The sequence below is a fragment of the Commensalibacter sp. M0133 genome (genome assembly GCF_016101485.1).
GTDB lineage: Bacteria > Pseudomonadota > Alphaproteobacteria > Acetobacterales > Acetobacteraceae > Commensalibacter > Commensalibacter melissae.
The window spans coordinates 33,455-50,299 of sequence record NZ_JACFQI010000001.1; the positions used below are offsets into that span (position 1 = coordinate 33,455).

The 16,845-nt window shown below is 37.9% G+C and carries 11 protein-coding genes and 1 pseudogene; 4 read left to right on the forward strand and 8 right to left on the reverse strand.

The features are described from left to right. Nucleotides 1-73 precede the first annotated feature (73 nt). Both H3T46_RS00150 and H3T46_RS00155 read left to right on the forward strand, forming a co-directional pair. Nucleotides 74-2,113 carry an autotransporter assembly complex family protein gene (locus H3T46_RS00150; RefSeq protein WP_232349961.1) on the forward strand — a complete coding sequence of 680 codons (2,040 nt, stop codon included), beginning with the start codon at nucleotides 74-76 and terminating at the stop codon, nucleotides 2,111-2,113. After that, nucleotides 2,113-6,393, forward strand: coding sequence for a translocation/assembly module TamB domain-containing protein (locus H3T46_RS00155; protein ID WP_198197075.1), 4,281 nt, complete (start codon nucleotides 2,113-2,115; stop codon nucleotides 6,391-6,393). The genes H3T46_RS00150 and H3T46_RS00155 overlap by 1 nt, the downstream gene beginning before the upstream one ends. 145 nt (nucleotides 6,394-6,538) lie before the next feature. On the opposite strand, the gene dld is transcribed toward H3T46_RS00155, so the two are convergent. The 6 genes from dld to H3T46_RS00185 form a co-directional block, all read right to left on the reverse strand. After that, a complete protein-coding gene (gene dld / locus H3T46_RS00160) occupies nucleotides 6,539-8,269 on the reverse strand; it encodes a D-lactate dehydrogenase (RefSeq protein WP_198197076.1) in 1,731 nt (576 codons plus the stop codon). A gap of 205 nt (nucleotides 8,270-8,474) precedes the next feature. Next, nucleotides 8,475-9,062 carry a CarD family transcriptional regulator gene (locus H3T46_RS00165; protein WP_122123352.1) on the reverse strand — a complete coding sequence of 196 codons (588 nt, stop codon included), beginning with the start codon at nucleotides 9,060-9,062 and terminating at the stop codon, nucleotides 8,475-8,477. 97 nt (nucleotides 9,063-9,159) lie between these two features. Beyond that, complete coding sequence (locus tag H3T46_RS00170; RefSeq protein ID WP_198197077.1) at nucleotides 9,160-10,041, reverse strand: bestrophin family protein; 882 nt, start codon at nucleotides 10,039-10,041, stop codon at nucleotides 9,160-9,162. A 135-nt stretch (nucleotides 10,042-10,176) separates the two neighbouring features. Then, nucleotides 10,177-10,344 (reverse strand): hypothetical protein, encoded by a 168-nt coding sequence (locus H3T46_RS00175; RefSeq protein WP_198197078.1) that lies wholly within the window; start codon nucleotides 10,342-10,344, stop codon nucleotides 10,177-10,179. A 3-nt stretch (nucleotides 10,345-10,347) separates the two neighbouring features. Continuing rightward, nucleotides 10,348-10,896: a GNAT family N-acetyltransferase gene (locus tag H3T46_RS00180; RefSeq protein ID WP_198197079.1), complete on the reverse strand. Its 549-nt coding sequence runs from the start codon at nucleotides 10,894-10,896 to the stop codon at nucleotides 10,348-10,350. Nucleotides 10,897-11,009: 113 nt separating this feature from the next. After that, nucleotides 11,010-11,921, reverse strand: coding sequence for an AraC family transcriptional regulator (locus tag H3T46_RS00185; protein WP_198197080.1), 912 nt, complete (start codon nucleotides 11,919-11,921; stop codon nucleotides 11,010-11,012). A gap of 187 nt (nucleotides 11,922-12,108) precedes the next feature. Here H3T46_RS00185 and H3T46_RS00190 point away from each other — a divergent pair, with 187 nt between their 5' ends. Further along, a complete protein-coding gene (locus tag H3T46_RS00190) occupies nucleotides 12,109-13,035 on the forward strand; it encodes an aldo/keto reductase (RefSeq protein ID WP_232349960.1) in 927 nt (308 codons plus the stop codon). 177 nt (nucleotides 13,036-13,212) lie between these two features. After that, nucleotides 13,213-14,202, forward strand: a pseudogene (locus tag H3T46_RS00195) (aldo/keto reductase). A 131-nt stretch (nucleotides 14,203-14,333) separates the two neighbouring features. On the opposite strand, the gene rlmN reads toward H3T46_RS00195, so the two are convergent. Both rlmN and argJ read right to left on the reverse strand, forming a co-directional pair. After that, nucleotides 14,334-15,539, reverse strand: a complete 1,206-nt coding sequence (gene rlmN / locus H3T46_RS00200; RefSeq protein ID WP_198197081.1) for a 23S rRNA (adenine(2503)-C(2))-methyltransferase RlmN — start codon at nucleotides 15,537-15,539, stop codon at nucleotides 14,334-14,336. Nucleotides 15,540-15,574: 35 nt separating this feature from the next. Further along, entirely contained in the window at nucleotides 15,575-16,810 is a 1,236-nt protein-coding gene (argJ, locus tag H3T46_RS00205) for a bifunctional glutamate N-acetyltransferase/amino-acid acetyltransferase ArgJ (protein ID WP_198197082.1), read from the reverse strand. Between the last annotated feature and the right edge of the window lie 35 nt (nucleotides 16,811-16,845).

The following is a 16,845-nucleotide window of genomic DNA, read 5'->3' on the forward strand; positions in this document are numbered from 1 at the left end:
TTTAATTTTTATAAAAGAAAATACTTTTTATAAAATCCAATTTTTATTCAGTATACTATAGGGAATATGCGTTTTGTCATCTTTGTGGTTTTGGTTTGAAAACGAAAAATCCATACAATATAAAGGTGATAATAGAAAATTAGGCATTCGTGATTATTTCATATTCATAGTGTTATTTATTTTGAGCTGTTTTAAGCAGGGAGTGGCTGCAGATCCTCAATATTATAGAGTGAAAATATATTCAATAGGAAATGAGACAATTGATAAAGTTTTGTCAAACACATCCAATTTGGTTACTTTACAAAAAACAAATGCTGTAAATGCGTTTGCGTTGGCTGGTCGAATTAAAAGTGATTATGCCCGTTTTAAAAATGCTATGGACAGTTTCGGATATTATGATGCGAAAATCAGTATCAAGGTTGGAACTGCGGCTGCGTTACATAATCAAAAAAATGTAAAATTGAATAAAAGAGAGCAATCCGATGATATATTCAAACATGAAAAAGATATCATTGCCAATGGAATAATTGATGGTGCAAGTACGGATTTACCGAATTTTATTGATAAAGTGCCTGTCCAGCAGGATGTTATCATTATTGTTCATATCCAAAAGGGATCCCAATATCGCATAGGTCAGTTAGAGTTCAAGAACTTACAAAAAAATGAAATCATCCAGTTATCAGTTAGGCAGCAAAGGGAATTCGGATTGAAAATTGGTGATCCTGCCGTTTCTGCTGATATCGTTGCCGCTCGGGACAAATTGATCAAGGGGTTGCAGGAAGAGGGACATGCCTTGGCTAAAATGGGAGAGCTCGTTGCCTATCTGCATCCAGACAATAAAACCTTGAATGTTGTTTTTGATATGAATATGGGTCCTGTAGTGGACATAGGTGATATCGATTTCAAGGGTTTGAAAAAGGTCAACGCGAAATATATTCGTCGCCGGTTGTTATTGCATGCTGGACAGTTATATCAACCCTCAACTATTGAAAACGCACGCATGGATCTTTCTTCAACTGGTGTTTTTTCGAGTATTGATATGCACGTTGCAGATCATGTTGATCAATCGGGTCGAATACCATTAACCATAACCTTTAAAGAGGCTAAACGAAGAACCGTAAGTGTTGAAGCGGGATATTCGACGGATCTTGGGGGAAGGTTAGGTGCAAAATGGACGCATCATAACATATTTGGTAATGCCGAACAGTTAAAATTGGCAGCCATAGCGACGGGTATAGCAGGAACAGCCCAACGGGGACTGGGATATGATGTGTATGCGGATTTTACCAAGCCTGATTTTGGACATCGTAACCAGGATTTTAATGCCCGTGTTGAAGCTGTAAAACAGAAGCTGTACTCGTATAATCAAACAGCGTTTCTTGCAAAGGTTGGAATGACAAGAAAATTTGGTAAACGCTGGAGCATGTCAGCTTATTTGGGTGGAATACAAGAACATATTATTCAGCGAGGTGAAAGAAACAATTATACCATGATCAACCTTCCACTGGGTGCGGCATATGATGGAACGGAATTGGCCAATCCAATGATGTCTCCAGATCACGGAATGAAAGCATCTGTCTCTATAACGCCGACGGAATCTTTTGGAGACAAGACTATATTTTTTGCAATCATGCAAGGAACAGCCTCTACCTATTTTGATTTAACGCATCTGGGATTAACGAAACCTGGTCGTTCAATTTTTGCATTTCGTGGAAACATTGGCAGTATTCAAGGGGCTTCACGAATGAATCTTCCCCCTGACCAACGTTTATACGCAGGAGGTACTTCAACTGTAAGAGGATTTCGTTTCCAGGGTGTCGGTCCTCAATTTAAGGGGAGTAAATATGCAAAAGGGGGAAAGGCAATGGATACGGGAACGGCTGAATTCCGACAAAGAATCCTTGGACAATTTGGTGTCCAAGCCTTTATTGATGCCGGTCAGGTCAGCAGTGACAGTATGCCTTTTGAGGGAAAGGTTCAGGTAGGTGTTGGTGGTGGATTTCGATATTATACGCCCATGGGACCCATACGTTTAGATATCGCAGTACCCGTTAAGCGACCATATCGAGGAGATCGGTTCGAAGTTTATATAGGTTTGGGGGAAACCTTCTAATGTCTCAATCTAGTAAGGAATCTGAAAAGAAGCAATCCATCGACAAAGTGTCAAGGAATATAAAGGTTAGAAAAGTCAAATATTCTATAAGCAAGTGTATATTATGGTTTCTGGCAAGCATACTCATATTGCTTGTAGCTATGGTTTTTGCATTATTCATTTATCTTAATACGCAGAGTGGAAAAGAATTTCTTTCAGATAAAATTGATGTTTGGACCGATCATTCCATAAATGTTAAGGGGATTCACGGGAATTTTCCTAATCATCTGATTGTTGAAGAAATCACGTTGAAAAAATTGCCATCAACGGATAAATCGTGGTTAATATTAAAAAAAGTCAAACTTGATTGGTCTTTTTTTGAATTACTGTATAAAAAATTATTTATTCAAAGTATTTTGGCTGAAGAAATAGATATTGAGGATTTACCAAAATCCACACAATCACCAGAAGCATCATATTCCACATCATCCGATTTGTCATTTTTTTGGTTATCTGCCTCGATTAACCATTTACAAATTAATAAATTGCATCTTGCTCAGACAGTTTTTTCAAAAACGTTTGATTTAAAAGTTAACGGAAAACTATCGACTTCTAATCTATTATTCTTTCTAGATGAATTTAAACTGAATGCATTGCCTGACACAAATCTGGAGCTTGATGGTGAAGAACTTAATAAATCAACAAATCTTTCCTTGAAGTTAACAGTTAAAAATCATCAGGTTTCAAAAGGACAGTTAACTTTTTTGGCAAAATCCAATCCAGATGGAATTCTTGAACGTTTATTAAAGTCCGATCAATTAACTCCCTTATCATTTAATTTGTCGCTTGATGGACCGTTTGATTCATTGAATACAAAAATGGAACTGAAATCAAATCAGACGTATTTAAGGGAAAATGGACATATTGACCTTAATCATTCAAAAATGAATGTTGATTTATCCGGTCATTCTCCAGCAGTGACCTTGAATCCACAAATTCATTGGGATGGATGGGATCTAGATGCCAGATTAACTGGATTATTAACAAAACCAATCGGTCAGGGAAAATTCAAACTGGTCAATCTAGCGGCTGGTAAAATGTTTTTGAATAATCTTATTGTTTCTTTTTCGGGAGAGCAAAATGATGATTTGCAAGCCATAAATTCAAGGCAAATCGATAGAGCCCATATACATTTAATTGCAGAAGGGTTGCGTGTTCCCGGAAAACATCCAATGATGTTTGCCAAAGTCCCAATTATAGCTGATGCTGTATATGGAGTAAATGAACCTGAACAATCAATTGATTTTCGAGTTCAACATGACCTTGTGAAGGCTGTGGGACATATCTTTTTTCAACCTGTCTTAAAAGGATCGATTGATCTGGCTCTACCACATTTAAGTGATATAGCCGAATTTACAGGTGTTAGGTTGGGAGGTCAATCAGTATTCAATCTTGCTTTTACCATGCCAGAGCATGCAGATAATCCAATTTTATTTGATTTGGATGGTCCCATACAGGTTAATCAAGGATTACCTGAAATAGTAAATATGGTTGGATCCAAGGGACATCTTGGTATTCATGCACGTATTTTCCATAAAGAAAAACCTGATATCTATTTGGATAATTTGACAATATCAGGTCAAAATTTATCAATTCAAGGTAATGGACATTTATTGGATCAACAGGTCAGGGCGGTTGTTAATCTTAATATAAATAATCTTATGGCACTTTCCCCGTTATTGACGGGTCAGGGAAAGGCTGTTTTAAAAGCTGATGGATCTCTGGAAGATCTGGGTTTGAAATTTGAAATGGCTACTAAATTTCAAACATCATCAAAAAGAGATTATGCAATAGCGCCAAGCGATTTAAAAATGAAGGCTGAGCTGAATCATTTATTTGCGCTACCAACGCTTTTGGTATCCTTGAATGGAAATCTTGACCGTTCACCGATAGAAATGGAACTGTTGGCAAGTCAAAAGAAAAATACTGATAATTATTATTTTAATTTAAGAAAATTGAATTGGCGATCCTTGAATGGTCTCGCTGATTTTAGTATTTCCGGTAAAAATATAATTCCTAATGGTAACCTTGATATAAAAATAACTCGACTGGCCGATTTTAAAAAATTGGTTCGACAGAATATTGAAGGCAATCTTGCCTTACTAATTCATTCCTCACCGCATACAAACCAAAAATTATTCGTTAATGCAAGCAGCAAAGTGAATATGCCTAATTACAGGTTCAATAATTTGCTTTTAACGGGTTATATTGATCATCCATTAGACAAGCCCTTAATCAATTTAAAGGCGCAAATTTCGGATTTTCAGCTTCCACAGGCAAAAGGTAATATCCAGTTAAGTGCCAATGGTTTTATCGATAACTTGAAAGTAGTGGCAAATGCTGATTTTCCTTTGTTAATGCAAAATAAAGGTGCATTTGATACAGCACTAGTGTTGGATTTGAAGAAAAAAAATGTTTTTTTGCAAAAACTGAATGTATTGGCAAAAGGTGAAAATATACACCTGACTGCTCCAGCCAAGGTGGATTTTGGGGAGAAAGTAGCCATAGATCATTTTCGTTTAACCTTGGCTCCTCCAAATGCGCCCTTGGCCATTATCGATTTGGCTGGAGTAATTATGCCAGCATTAAATTTGAATGCTAGTATTCAAAATGTGACTCCTGCCATTTTAAAACCTTTTTTACCTCAGTTACAGGCTAATGGAACCTTGGATGCCCAGGCTAGGTTAAAAGGGACGTTGGAAAAACCCACAGGTTCAATTCAAATTAAAGCAGCGAATATTAAAATGCTTACAGGAGAAGCCGCCTCTCTACCTGTTGCACAATTGATTTCTCGGACAAATTTGATGGGTAAAAATGCCCAAACGCATACGCATTTACTGATGGGAAAGAAATGTGATTTGAGTATGAATGGTTTAATACCTTTAAATTCAAATGGTAAGATGGATTTGAATCTCGAAGGGAAAATTGATTTGGGATTGGGAAATGCGATTGCGGGTGCCTATGGTCAGCAAGTCAAGGGCAATATCAATCTTGCCATGCAAATTGCGGGTAGTTTTATGGAACCGATTGTTAATGGAACTGTACAGCTTTTCAAAGGAAGTTTTAGAGATTACGCACAAGGGACAAGTATTCAGGATATACAGGCAAAGCTTGTTGGGAAAAAAGATCATATAACCCTTGAATCACTCACTGCCAAGGCGGGACATGGGGATATATATGCCAATGGACAAATTGGAGTTTTTCAACCGGGTATTCCGGTAAGCTTGCATATGAATATGAAAAATGCCCGTCCATTGGTTAGTGATTTGTTAACAGCCATTCTTGATGGCGATATCGATGTTAGTGGAATGGCAAAATCAAAAATTGATATGAAGGGAACAATTAGGATCAAACATGCCGAGATTAATATACCGCATTCTATTTCAAGTTCTGTTGTACCATTAAAAGTAATTCGTCCAGGTGACAAGATTGAAACAGAAAGCAGGCCAAATCTTCCAGGACCCATTATCGGTTTGGATTTAACCATTAAATCTGCCGGTCAAATCTTGGTTCAAGGTTTCGGACTGTTTACAGATATGGCAGGCGCATTGCATATCACTGGAACAGCTGATGCGCCTTCAGTTGCGGGGGGAATGAAGATGCAAAACGGTCATATTGATCTTTCAGGAATATCATTGGATTTCACAAGGGGTGTGATCGGGTTTCAGGGAAGTAATGTAGATCGCAAGATTGATCCTTCTCTGGATTTTGAGGTAAAAAAAACGGTTGAAGGAAACACGGCCAGATTATTGATTACAGGTTTTGCAAGTTCACCCAAAATCACGTTAACCTCTTCCCCTCCATTGTCACAAGACAGGGTTCTAGCCATTCTATTATTTGGTGTTGATTCACAAAGTCTTTCGGCAACCCAAATGGCAGAAATAGGATTGGCATTGGCAACGTTGGGTGGACAAAGTGCAGGGATTGATCCCTTGGGTACCGTGAGAAAAAGCCTTGGATTGGATCGACTTTCTTTAGGAGGGGGGAGTCGTAGCAATGAAAATGGAGGCTCCAATAATGGAGCAAGTGTTGCGGCAGGGAAGTATGTGGCAAAAGGTGTTTATATTGGTGCCAAACAATCTACAGGCAATGCAGGTACACAGGCCGAGATGCAGATTGATATCACCAAACACTTGAAAGCTACTGCAGCGGTTGGTACGGGAAAAGACAATTCAAGATTTGTTACCCCAGATAATGATCCAGGTAGTAACGTGGGATTGCTTTATGAGTTTGATTATTAAGGTAAATCAGAAAATATTAATTTTAATTTGATATCAAGAATTTATACAACCAATCAGGAATTCGCTTATTTAACATTAAAAAAAGACGATTTGAATATGTTTTGAAACAGTATGATTATTCAAGCGTCTTTTTTTCTTAAAGCTGTTATTCTTTCCAGTTTTTTAATTTGCTAGTTTTTCCAATGCCAGGATTGAAAGCATTGCAAGGATCAAGGTCTTTGTAAAAATTCTTCAAAGGATCTTTGGCTGGGTAAAGATGACCGACATTATGTTCAGCGGGATATTCCGCTCCTCTTTGATCAAGAATTCTCAACATTTTTTCTTCAAGTGCAAATACATCATATCCTTTTTGAATAATATAATCCTGATGAAAAACGTGACAAAAGAAATGACCGTAATATAATTTATGGAGAATTGGTTCTTCTATTTCTTCAGGCAAATGTTCCACCCATTCTTTATCATTACGGCGTAGGGCAACATCAATGGCCAGAATATTTTCAACCGTATCCGTATGGACATTCCTGTAACGAACAGCAGCGCCTGCCACGGCAAAGCGATGCAGGAATGCTTTGCGACCTTCTTCGGCATTGCATTCAAAAAAGCTACCCGATGTTTTTTCCTTAAAATAAGATTTTAAATGGGAACGAACAGGTTCAATTTCTTCTTTGCCCACTTTCAATAGCAAATGATGTTCATATTTTTTTGCATATTCGTTCATTCGTTCCGGCAAATGCTGGGGAAATAATTTGCTAAAAAACTGCATTGCCTTGTCACTGAAATGTTTTGGGAAAAACGGGATTTTATTTGTAATAAAATCAAATTTGTTTTTCAGGGAGAATAATTGTGGAATATGTGCAGTACCCAGACAATTTATAAAAATGAATGTATCTTTTCCGTAAATAGCGGCAATATTGTAAGCATCTTGATGGATATACTCACCGGATATGGGAACTATTTTCTTGCTGAGCATATTATATCGAATATTGGTAAGATCATTTGGATCGTTTGTACCGATATAAAAAACTCTTGTTTCCTTTTCCTGTGGAAATGTATCAAGGCGTACAGCAAAAATTGAGAGTTTACCGGCACATCCAGAGGCTTCATATAAATGATTGGGATCGGCATTATAACGGGCGGGTGTAGGGGCATCAACTTCGCAGACATGATCCCTATAATGATGGTCTGAACAGCATTTATCAGATTGTTTTATCAATTCATGATCGAAATTACCGTGATCAAGTCGTCCCAGAATTTCCTCAGGTGTGTTTCCCAACTCAACGCCAAGATGATTAACAAGTTCTAATTTACCCTCTTTGTTACATTGGGCATAAAGGGCCATCTCGGTATAGGCGGGGCCTCGCTGAACCAATGCCCCACCAGAATTATTGCTTATTCCTCCAAGAACTGAAGCACCGATGCAAGATGATCCGATTACAGAATGAGGATCACGATGATAGGGCCTTAATTTTTGTTCAAGTTCATTTAAAGTCGCCCCGGGAAGACATATTACCTGCTCACCATTATTAATCACATAAATTTTTTTCATTTTCATGGTGTTAATAATGACAATGTCACGATCATAATCATTGCCATCGGGGGTAGATCCACCGGTCAGTCCAGTATTGGCGGCCTGCATGATAATTATTACATTTGATTCTATACAGGCCTTGACAACATTCCACTGATCCAGAATATGCTCTGGCGTTACAATTGCTATTGCTTTCCCAGATCCATATCGAAAACCATTACAATATAATCCCATTTTGGATGGGTCAGTTATAACGTTTCTGCTTCCAGTTATTTTTGTTAATTGAGCAATCAAATTTTGATTGGATGTATTATGAGAGGCAGAAATCGATTTTTTTTGAAAAAACATTTTGTATACGCTTTTGACAATCTAAAAATTATTCAGGTTCTAATAATTTTTATAAATAGTTAATAAGCCTTTTATCATACTTGTTTAATATCATTTGTAAAGACTAACAAAATGTCATTAATATATTCATTTATTACAAATAAAGACATAAAAAAAGGAGAGTAACTCTCCTTTCGTTGTAATTGTAATGATCAATTGATAAATTCTAAGCTGTTTTCATCACGTTTGTTAATTCGTTGAGAACGTCTTCTGGTTTTTTTGATTCCAAAACGGCCACCTCGGTTACAAAACGGTCTTGAGCCGCTTCAAATAGTTTTCTTTCGCTAAAACTGCCATCAAGACTGTCAGCGTTTCTGCGTAGATCCCTTAAAACTTCAGCAATCTGCATCAGATCACCAGAATTGATTTTTTCCTGATAAACCAAAGCCCGTCTTGCCCACATACCTTTGCTGGTTTGCGGCTTGCTTTTAATAATTGACATGGCTTTTCCGACAATTTCACGAGAAGCAATTTTGCGTAATCCAGCTTTTTTTGCTTTATCTAAAGGGATACGCAGGGTCATCTGATTATCTGGAAAAGAGATCTGGATCATTTCCAGTTTCGTGCCTGCAATCTCTTCCACGCCAATACGATCAATTCGGCCTACACCATGTGCAGCATAGACAATGGCATCGCCTTCTTGAAAAGGAAAAGAGGTTTTACTATTGGATTGTTGTGCGGCGGTTTCTGCGACGGCTGCTTGAGCCATTTCGTCGGTTACACCACCTTTGGAAGAATTTTTCAATACACTCATTTAATATACTATACCATATTCAGGATAAATTGTCATTTGATATTTTAGAAAAGGCAAAATTTTATATAATGTGTATATATAGGTATTTTATTTTAATTTACCATTGAATTCCGTTAATGGAAGGAATAGGGCGTTGAGAAGATTGATTGATTTGTTCAAGCAAATCGATCTCGATGCTGCGTGACATTGTTAACATGGGCAAGGAATGCGGACTTTCATCAAAGGGATCTTGCAAATCATTTCCAATTCGGTCCAGAGCCAAAAATAAGAAACCCACAAGTGCGGATCCTAATGGTGTGATCCACCCAAGTGTATCCACCATTGAAAAAGGAAGAATGATGCAGATAACTTCACTTAGTAAACGGGGCAGGGTGGAAAACTGGATTGATAAGGGTGTATTTTTAATTCTTTCCAAGGAACCTTGTGCATTGGCCAAGTCAGATAAAATTCTGTCGATTTGAGAGTGAAGGGCGCCGTCAATATTTTTTTGGCGGCTTTCCTGGGTTACCATATAGCCGATCTGAACGAGAATGCCATTAGGCTGGTTGCGCTGATTTTTAATATAGGTTTGAATGGAATGGGGCAATATTTTTTTAACATTATAACTGGTCAGGGAATTTTTATTTCTTAAATGATAGGATAGACTGTATGCATATCCGGCCATGGCATATATAAGCTCGGGTTTGCTATCGAGAATACTCATGCATTGCCTGGCAAATGATCGACAGTTATTTGTGACTGATCCCCAATGTATACGTGCCTCCCACCATCGATTATATGCCGTATTGTTTCTGAAATTCATAAAAAGGACGAGCACAGATCCAATCAGGGCGGTCGGTAATGCCGATTGATCAAACCAGTGTAGATTAAAAATTTTATATCCAATTACGACTAGCATGTCCCAAATAAATAAAATGAGTAAAGGTTTAAAACTTGTCTGTATAAGAAAAAGAAGTCCACGTTTCGGGTTTACAATCATAGTTTAATTTTCATCATTATAATGGATAGTTATTGATTTTACTAAACAAACTAATGGAAAACTATGGTTTATTTTTGTTGATTGTATTTTTTCTTTTAAAAAATTGATTATTTATTGAAATACAATTACATTTTTTTATTTAACATAATAATCCATCAATTTTTGCAAGGATTTCTTCTGAATTCCTTCAGAATCAAAATTGTCAGGATCAAGCCAGTCATTAAATGCCTTGGAAAGTTTTGGAAATTCAAGGTCGAGAATTGAATACCATGCTGTATCCCGGTTACGGCCATGAATAACCAAAGCTTAACGGAATATTCCCTCGAATGTGAAACCGTAGCGTAATGCCGCAGCGCGAGAGGGTGCATTTAAGGTATCACATTTCCATTCAAGACGACGATAACCAAGTTCCTCGAATGCATATTTCATTAAAAGATAGATTGCCTCCGTGGCCATTGTTGTTTTTTTTAATCGTTCAGAAAAAATAACGCTACCAATTTCTATCACTCCATTTGTTGGATCTATTCGCATGAGAGCAATTGAACCGATTGCTTGATTGGAATTCTTGTCAAGAATGGCATAATGAAATGGATCTTTGATATTTTCTAATTTAAGTAGCCATTCCCGATATTCATTAAAGTCATTAAACGGGCCGGATAAAAGATAGGTCCATAGCCCTTTATCAGTACCGTTAAAAAAGGCATCATAAAGTTGCAAAGCATGTTGTCTGACATTTATGCGTTCAAGCCGGCAATATTGTCCCGTGATTGTTACTTTTTTGGGAAGCTTTGCTTTTTTCCATGAAGGAAGAGCTTGACCAATCGGTTGTTGATAAGCATTAAAACGGATCGACATCGTGGACCTTTCTATGAGAGGAATAATTCCAGTCAGGTAAAATTACTGTTAGAAACTGAATAAGCATTTTTTTAGTGGAGCTATACGAAAGAATGACATTCTGGAATGAAAAACTATATTTGATTAAAATTTTTTATATCTTTTTGGGGAGACTTGCCAAATATGGCTTTGTAATCACGACTAAAATGTGAGGGACTTTCATAACCAACCTGATAGGAAGCAGTGGCAGCGTTAAGATTATTATTGATCATCAGACGTTTTGCTTCATTAACGCGTAACCATTTTTGATATTGTAACGGGCTTTTTCCGGTTAGTTGGCGGAAATGATGATGCAAGCTTGAGGGACTCATGTTAACAGCACTGGCAGGATGGCTTATTTTCAAGGGTTGAGAATAATTTTGTTTAAGCCATTCAATTGCTTTTCTGATATTAGATCCTGTATTACCAGTTGTTATAATCTGTAAAAGAATTGGTGCGGCATCGCTGGTTAGCAGTCGATAGTAAATTTCCCTGATGACTAACGGGGCAAGAACTGGAATGGTTTCGGGCTCATCCATTAAGGATAAAAGCCTGTACATGGGTTCCAAAAAGGATACATTAACACTGCAAATAGATACACTGCTACATTTCGTTTTGTTTGAATTCCTAAGATCAATTTGTGTACTTAACTCTGCAATAATATTGCGTTCCAAATTTAAGGAAATTCCAAAACAGGGTTTAATAGGGGATGCTTCCATTATTTGGCTGTTCGTAGGGATGTCCAGAGAAGTAATGAGCAAATGATGTTTGTCGTATGGAAAGATATTTTTATCAACGATTATCTGTTTAGTACCCTGGCATAACAAACTGATACTCGGTTGATAAAAACAGGCACATGCTTGACGAGGTATCTCTTTTCTAAAAAGTTTGAGATCTTTAATCAGGGTGGTATGTGCACCCGGTGTTTTTACATGTCGTTCAAGAATATTGATTATTTTTTGATAAAATAATTCGGTTTGACTGTCTGAAGACTGATTGAGTGTCATTATAATGGATTAGACAAATTGATGATTATTCAGATTTTATAACTAAACATAAATTATTTGCAGGATCAGGTAATTATTACGGAATATCAAGATATTATACAACGCTTTTTTTACCGTATTATTTATTTGAAAATCAAACAATAAAAAAGATTTTCGATAATTTTCATATCATATTTGAGATAAAAAAATGAAGTATATAAATTTAGGTCATACGGGTCTTAAAGTATCGAGATTATGTTTGGGATGCATGAGTTTCGGTGAACCCAACCGGTTGCCACAAGCCTGGTCAATTGATGAAACTGCTGCACGCCCTTTTTTTAAACAGGCCATTGAGGCGGGAATTAATTTTTTTGATACGGCAAATATTTATTCTGGAGGCAGTTCAGAGGAAATAACGGGGCGAGCATTGAATGATATGGCACGGCGAGAAGAAATTGTGGTGGCGACCAAGGTTTTTTTCCCTTGGCGGAATTCGCCTAATACAGGTTTTCTATCGCGTAAAGCTCTTTTTCAATCAATTGATGACAGTTTGTCACGATTAAAAATGGATTATGTAGATCTTTACCAAATTCACCGTTTTGACCATGGAACCCCGATCGAGGAAACCATGGAGGCCTTGCATGACATCGTGAAATCAGGAAAGGTTCGCTATATTGGAGCATCCTCTATGGAAACATGGCGTTTTGCAAAAATGCAACATATTGCAAGGCAAAATGGATGGACACGTTTTGTTTCCATGCAGCCTCAATATAATTTGCTTTATCGGGAAGAGGAACGTGAAATGTTGCCTTTTTGTGCGGATCAAGGTATTGGTGTTATTCCTTGGAGTCCAATGGCAAGGGGACGATTGACTCGTGATTTTGATGAGGTTACACGACGTACTCAAAATGATGCTTTTGCTTTGAAAATGTATCAGGATGCAGAACAGCAGGATCGAAAAGTCGTGGAGGTTGTCGCAAAGATTGCCAACTTGCATCATGTCCCTCGTGCATATGTCGCATTGGGCTGGTTATTATCAAAAAAATACGTAACGGCACCTATTATTGGGGTAACAAAGGCTGAACATTTGACAACGGCTGTAAAGGCGCTTGATTGTTTCTTTAACAGAAAATGAAATAAACAGTCTTGAAGCACCGTATGTACCGCATCCTGTAAATGGAATTATTCCTCCATTGTCAAAGGAACCTATGACAATTACACCGCCCAGGGTGTAGATATTCCAATTCATTTGAATTGCTTTATCTGCAAAATCAAAAATATTTAAAATTGTTAATAAAAAGATTTAGGTATCATGAGATATCGATTTTTGGGAAGAACAGGTCTGACGATAAGTGATTTATGTCTTGGAACCATGAATTTTGGTGATGTCACGGATGAAAAAGAAAGCTGCATGATTATGGATAAGGCAATTGATGCAGGAATTAATTTTTTTGATACGGCAGATGTTTATGGAGGATTACAATGGTCAGAAATTTCAAGGGGGATATGGCATTTCTGAAGAAATTATAGGACGATGGTTTAAAAAGAGCGGTCAGAGAGGACAAGGTTGTATTGGCTACCAAAAATACCAGCCTATGGATTTTGGGCCGAAGGCCGGCATTTGTCAGCTTATCATATTCGAAAAGCGTGTGAAGACAGTTTGCGACGCCTAAAAACTGATCATATTGATCTTTATCAAATGCATCATATTGATCGAGAAACTCCATGGGAGGAAATATGGCAGGCAATGGAGTTATTGGTTCAACAGGGAAAAGTTTTATATATAGGAAGTTGTAATTTTGCTGGTTGGCAAATAGCCACAGCTCAGGGATTGGCCAAGGAACGTCATTTTTACGGACTGGTTTCTGAGCAAAGCCTCTATAATCTGACAGAACGTACAGTTGAGCTGGAAGTCCTTCTATTCTGTCGATATCATGGTCTTGGATTTACTCCCTATTCTCCATTGGCAGGTGGACTGCTTGGGGGTGTCCTCTCGAAACAGAAAAATGGCGAGCGATGTTTTGGAGAACAGGAACTGAAAATAATTGAAAAATTAAGATACCAACTTGAAAAATATGAGAATCTTGCTGCTGAACATAAAATAACTCCTGCAAATTTAGTCCTTGCCTGGTTAAGACATCAACCTGATGTCACAGCACCGATTATTGGACCTCGTACTGAAACACAGCTGGATAATGCTATTGAAGGGCTTTCCATTACATTGTCAGATGAAATAATACATACTTTAAATGATATTTGGCCCGGTATGGGGGGTGAGGCACCTGAAGCCTATGCCTGGTAGAAATTTTTCAAGTCTATAATTATTGATGATAAATTCATATAATCATGTGAATTAATTTATTTCGAAAAATTGTGAAAATAAGATTAAATAAATCATTTTCACAATTTTTATTTGATTTTAAAACAATATTGTCAGTCAGAAATTGTTTCGTTTTGTTTTAAATTTTTAGAAATTTTGGCTTTTTGACTTTCAGTGCGTAATTGTCCGCATGCTGCAAGAATGTCACGCCCTCTTGGGGTGCGGATGGGCGAGGAATAACCTGCCTGCATAATGATATCGGCAAATTTTTGCACCTGTTCAGTTTTGGAGGGTTTGTAATCACTGCCTGGCCATGGATTAAATGGAATTAGATTAACCTTGGCATGAATACCCTTTAATAGATGCACCAGTTCACGTGCATCTGATTCACTGTCATTAATTCCCCTTAACATAATGTATTCAAACGTTATACGACGTGAATTACTTGCTGCAGGGTATCGACGACAGGCTGCCAGAACGTCTTTGATAGGATATTTACGATTTAAGGGAACGAGCTCATTTCGTAAATCATCCCTGACAGCATGAAGGGAAATGGCTAGATTAATTGCCAGTTCCCTTCCACATTGATCCATCATGGGAACTACACCGGACGTTGACAAGGTAATCCGGCGACGAGAGATTCCAATTCCCTCATCATCCATAACGATACGCATTGCCTTGGCAACATTGTCATAATTATAAAGAGGTTCGCCCATTCCCATCAGAACTATGGTTGATAGAAGACGGGGTCTTCCAGCGGTCGGGGTTGGCCATTCATTATAACTATCCCTTGCCGCCATGAATTGACCTACGATTTCTGTTGCACCAAGATTTCGAACCAGATTTTGCGTGCCGGTATGACAAAAACGGCAGGACAACGTACATCCGACCTGTGAGGAAATGCAGACAGCACCACGATCTTCTCGACGATCTGGAATATAAACTGTTTCAGCTTCTTGTTTATCCCTGAAGCGAAAAAGAAACTTGCGGGTATCATCTTTTGAGGTCTGTTGCATAACCAGTTCCGGTCGGCTGATCACACAATGTTCTGCCAATTTGGCTTGCAAGGGTTTACTGATTGAACTCATCAAAGAGAAATCGGTAACACCTTTATGATAAATCCAGTGCCATAACTGTTTCGTACGGAAGGATTTTTCCCCCATACCCATTAGGACCTCTTCCAATTCTTCCCGTGAAAGTCCAACAAGTTCTTGTCTTCCATCTGATAATTTCAAGGACGGAGGACTGAAAAGTGCTGACTTTGCTAGAATTCTTTTTTTTTCTTCTTCAGAAAAATCGGAGATAATAGGGGTATTCATAAAGAAACGATTCAATTGATAATAAATAAAAGAAATTAGGAACGCAGATAAGAGCCGTTAATTTCAATATAACCTTGTGTTAGGTTACAGCTCCAAATTTTTGCGTGTCCCTCTCCCAGATTCAGGTTGACTTTAATTTTTATGACTTGTTCTTGCATATGCTTGTTAATTTTATCTTTGTCATAATCTGATAAAACCTCACCTTGTTTGGCAACCCAAATATTACCTATTGCCACTGACAAAAGGTCACGGTCGGCTGGTTCGCCGGCTTTGCCTACCGCCATTACAACACGTCCCCAATTGGCATCCTCACCTGTTATTGCTGTTTTCACAAGAGGGGAGTTACCGATTGATTGTCCGATTTTAAAAGCTGATTCATTGTTAACGGCACCTTCAACCTTGATTTCAATCAGTTTTGTTACGCCTTCACCATCCCTAATAACCAAAAGAGCCAATTCTTGTAACAATTTTTCTAAGGCATTTGAAAAATTGCTTAATCTTGGGTCATCAATATCATTGATTTCGGTATTGGGGGTCTGACCCGTGGCAAATAAAAGAAGGGTATCAGAGGTTGATGTATCGGAATCAACTGTTATTGAATTAAAGGTTGTTTTGACTTTTTCATTTAATAATTTTTGTAAGACAGTAGCGGGCAATTTTGCGTCAGTTGTAACAAAACAAAGCATAGTGGCCATATCAGGTGCGATCATACCGCTCCCCTTGGCGATTCCCTGAATAGTGACAGGAATATTGTCAATATCTGTTTTAAGGGAAAAGCCTTTGGCAAATGTATCCGTAGTCAGGATTGCTTGAGCTGTTTCCTTCCATTGATCAGAAGCCAATTTCGAATAAAGTTCTGGAAGATAATTGATGATTTTTTGATAAGGAAGCTGTTCGCCAATAACCCCTGTAGAGGCAACAAAAATTTCTTCGGGTGCGCAGTTTATTGTTTTTGCAGCTGCCTGTGCTGAATATTTAACTGCATCAAAACCTGCCTGACCCGTAAATACATTGGCAATACCGGCATTGACAAGTAATCCCCTGGCCTTACCGCGAGATAAAATTTTTCTGCACCAATCAATAGGTGCACCTGGACATTTGTTTTTGGTAAATACTCCTGCGACGGTTGTGTTCGGAGCGAATTCCATTAACGATAAATCAAGACGTCCAGTATATCGTAATCCCGCTTGAACAGATGCAAGTTTTACACCGGCAACGGGGCAAAGTTCAGGGAGGGTTACGGCAAGCGGAGAAACAGGATAACTCGACATGGTAGACTCTTTTTCAACAATGGAGCAAAATAATG

Excerpts from the sequence above, each read along its gene's own strand:
- H3T46_RS00155 (WP_198197075.1), top strand. The coding sequence starts at position 2,113 with ATGTCTCAATCTAGTAAGGAATCTGAAAAGAAGCAATCCATCGACAAA.
- dld (WP_198197076.1), bottom strand. The coding sequence starts at position 8,269 with ATGTTTTTTCAAAAAAAATCGATTTCTGCCTCTCATAATACATCCAAT.
- H3T46_RS00165 (WP_122123352.1), bottom strand. The coding sequence starts at position 9,062 with ATGAGTGTATTGAAAAATTCTTCCAAAGGTGGTGTAACCGACGAAATG.
- H3T46_RS00170 (WP_198197077.1), bottom strand. The coding sequence starts at position 10,041 with ATGATTGTAAACCCGAAACGTGGACTTCTTTTTCTTATACAGACAAGT.
- H3T46_RS00180 (WP_198197079.1), bottom strand. The coding sequence starts at position 10,896 with ATGTCGATCCGTTTTAATGCTTATCAACAACCGATTGGTCAAGCTCTT.
- H3T46_RS00185 (WP_198197080.1), bottom strand. The coding sequence starts at position 11,921 with ATGACACTCAATCAGTCTTCAGACAGTCAAACCGAATTATTTTATCAA.
- H3T46_RS00190 (WP_232349960.1), top strand. The coding sequence starts at position 12,109 with ATGAAGTATATAAATTTAGGTCATACGGGTCTTAAAGTATCGAGATTA.
- rlmN (WP_198197081.1), bottom strand. The coding sequence starts at position 15,539 with ATGAATACCCCTATTATCTCCGATTTTTCTGAAGAAGAAAAAAAAAGA.
- argJ (WP_198197082.1), bottom strand. The coding sequence starts at position 16,810 with ATGTCGAGTTATCCTGTTTCTCCGCTTGCCGTAACCCTCCCTGAACTT.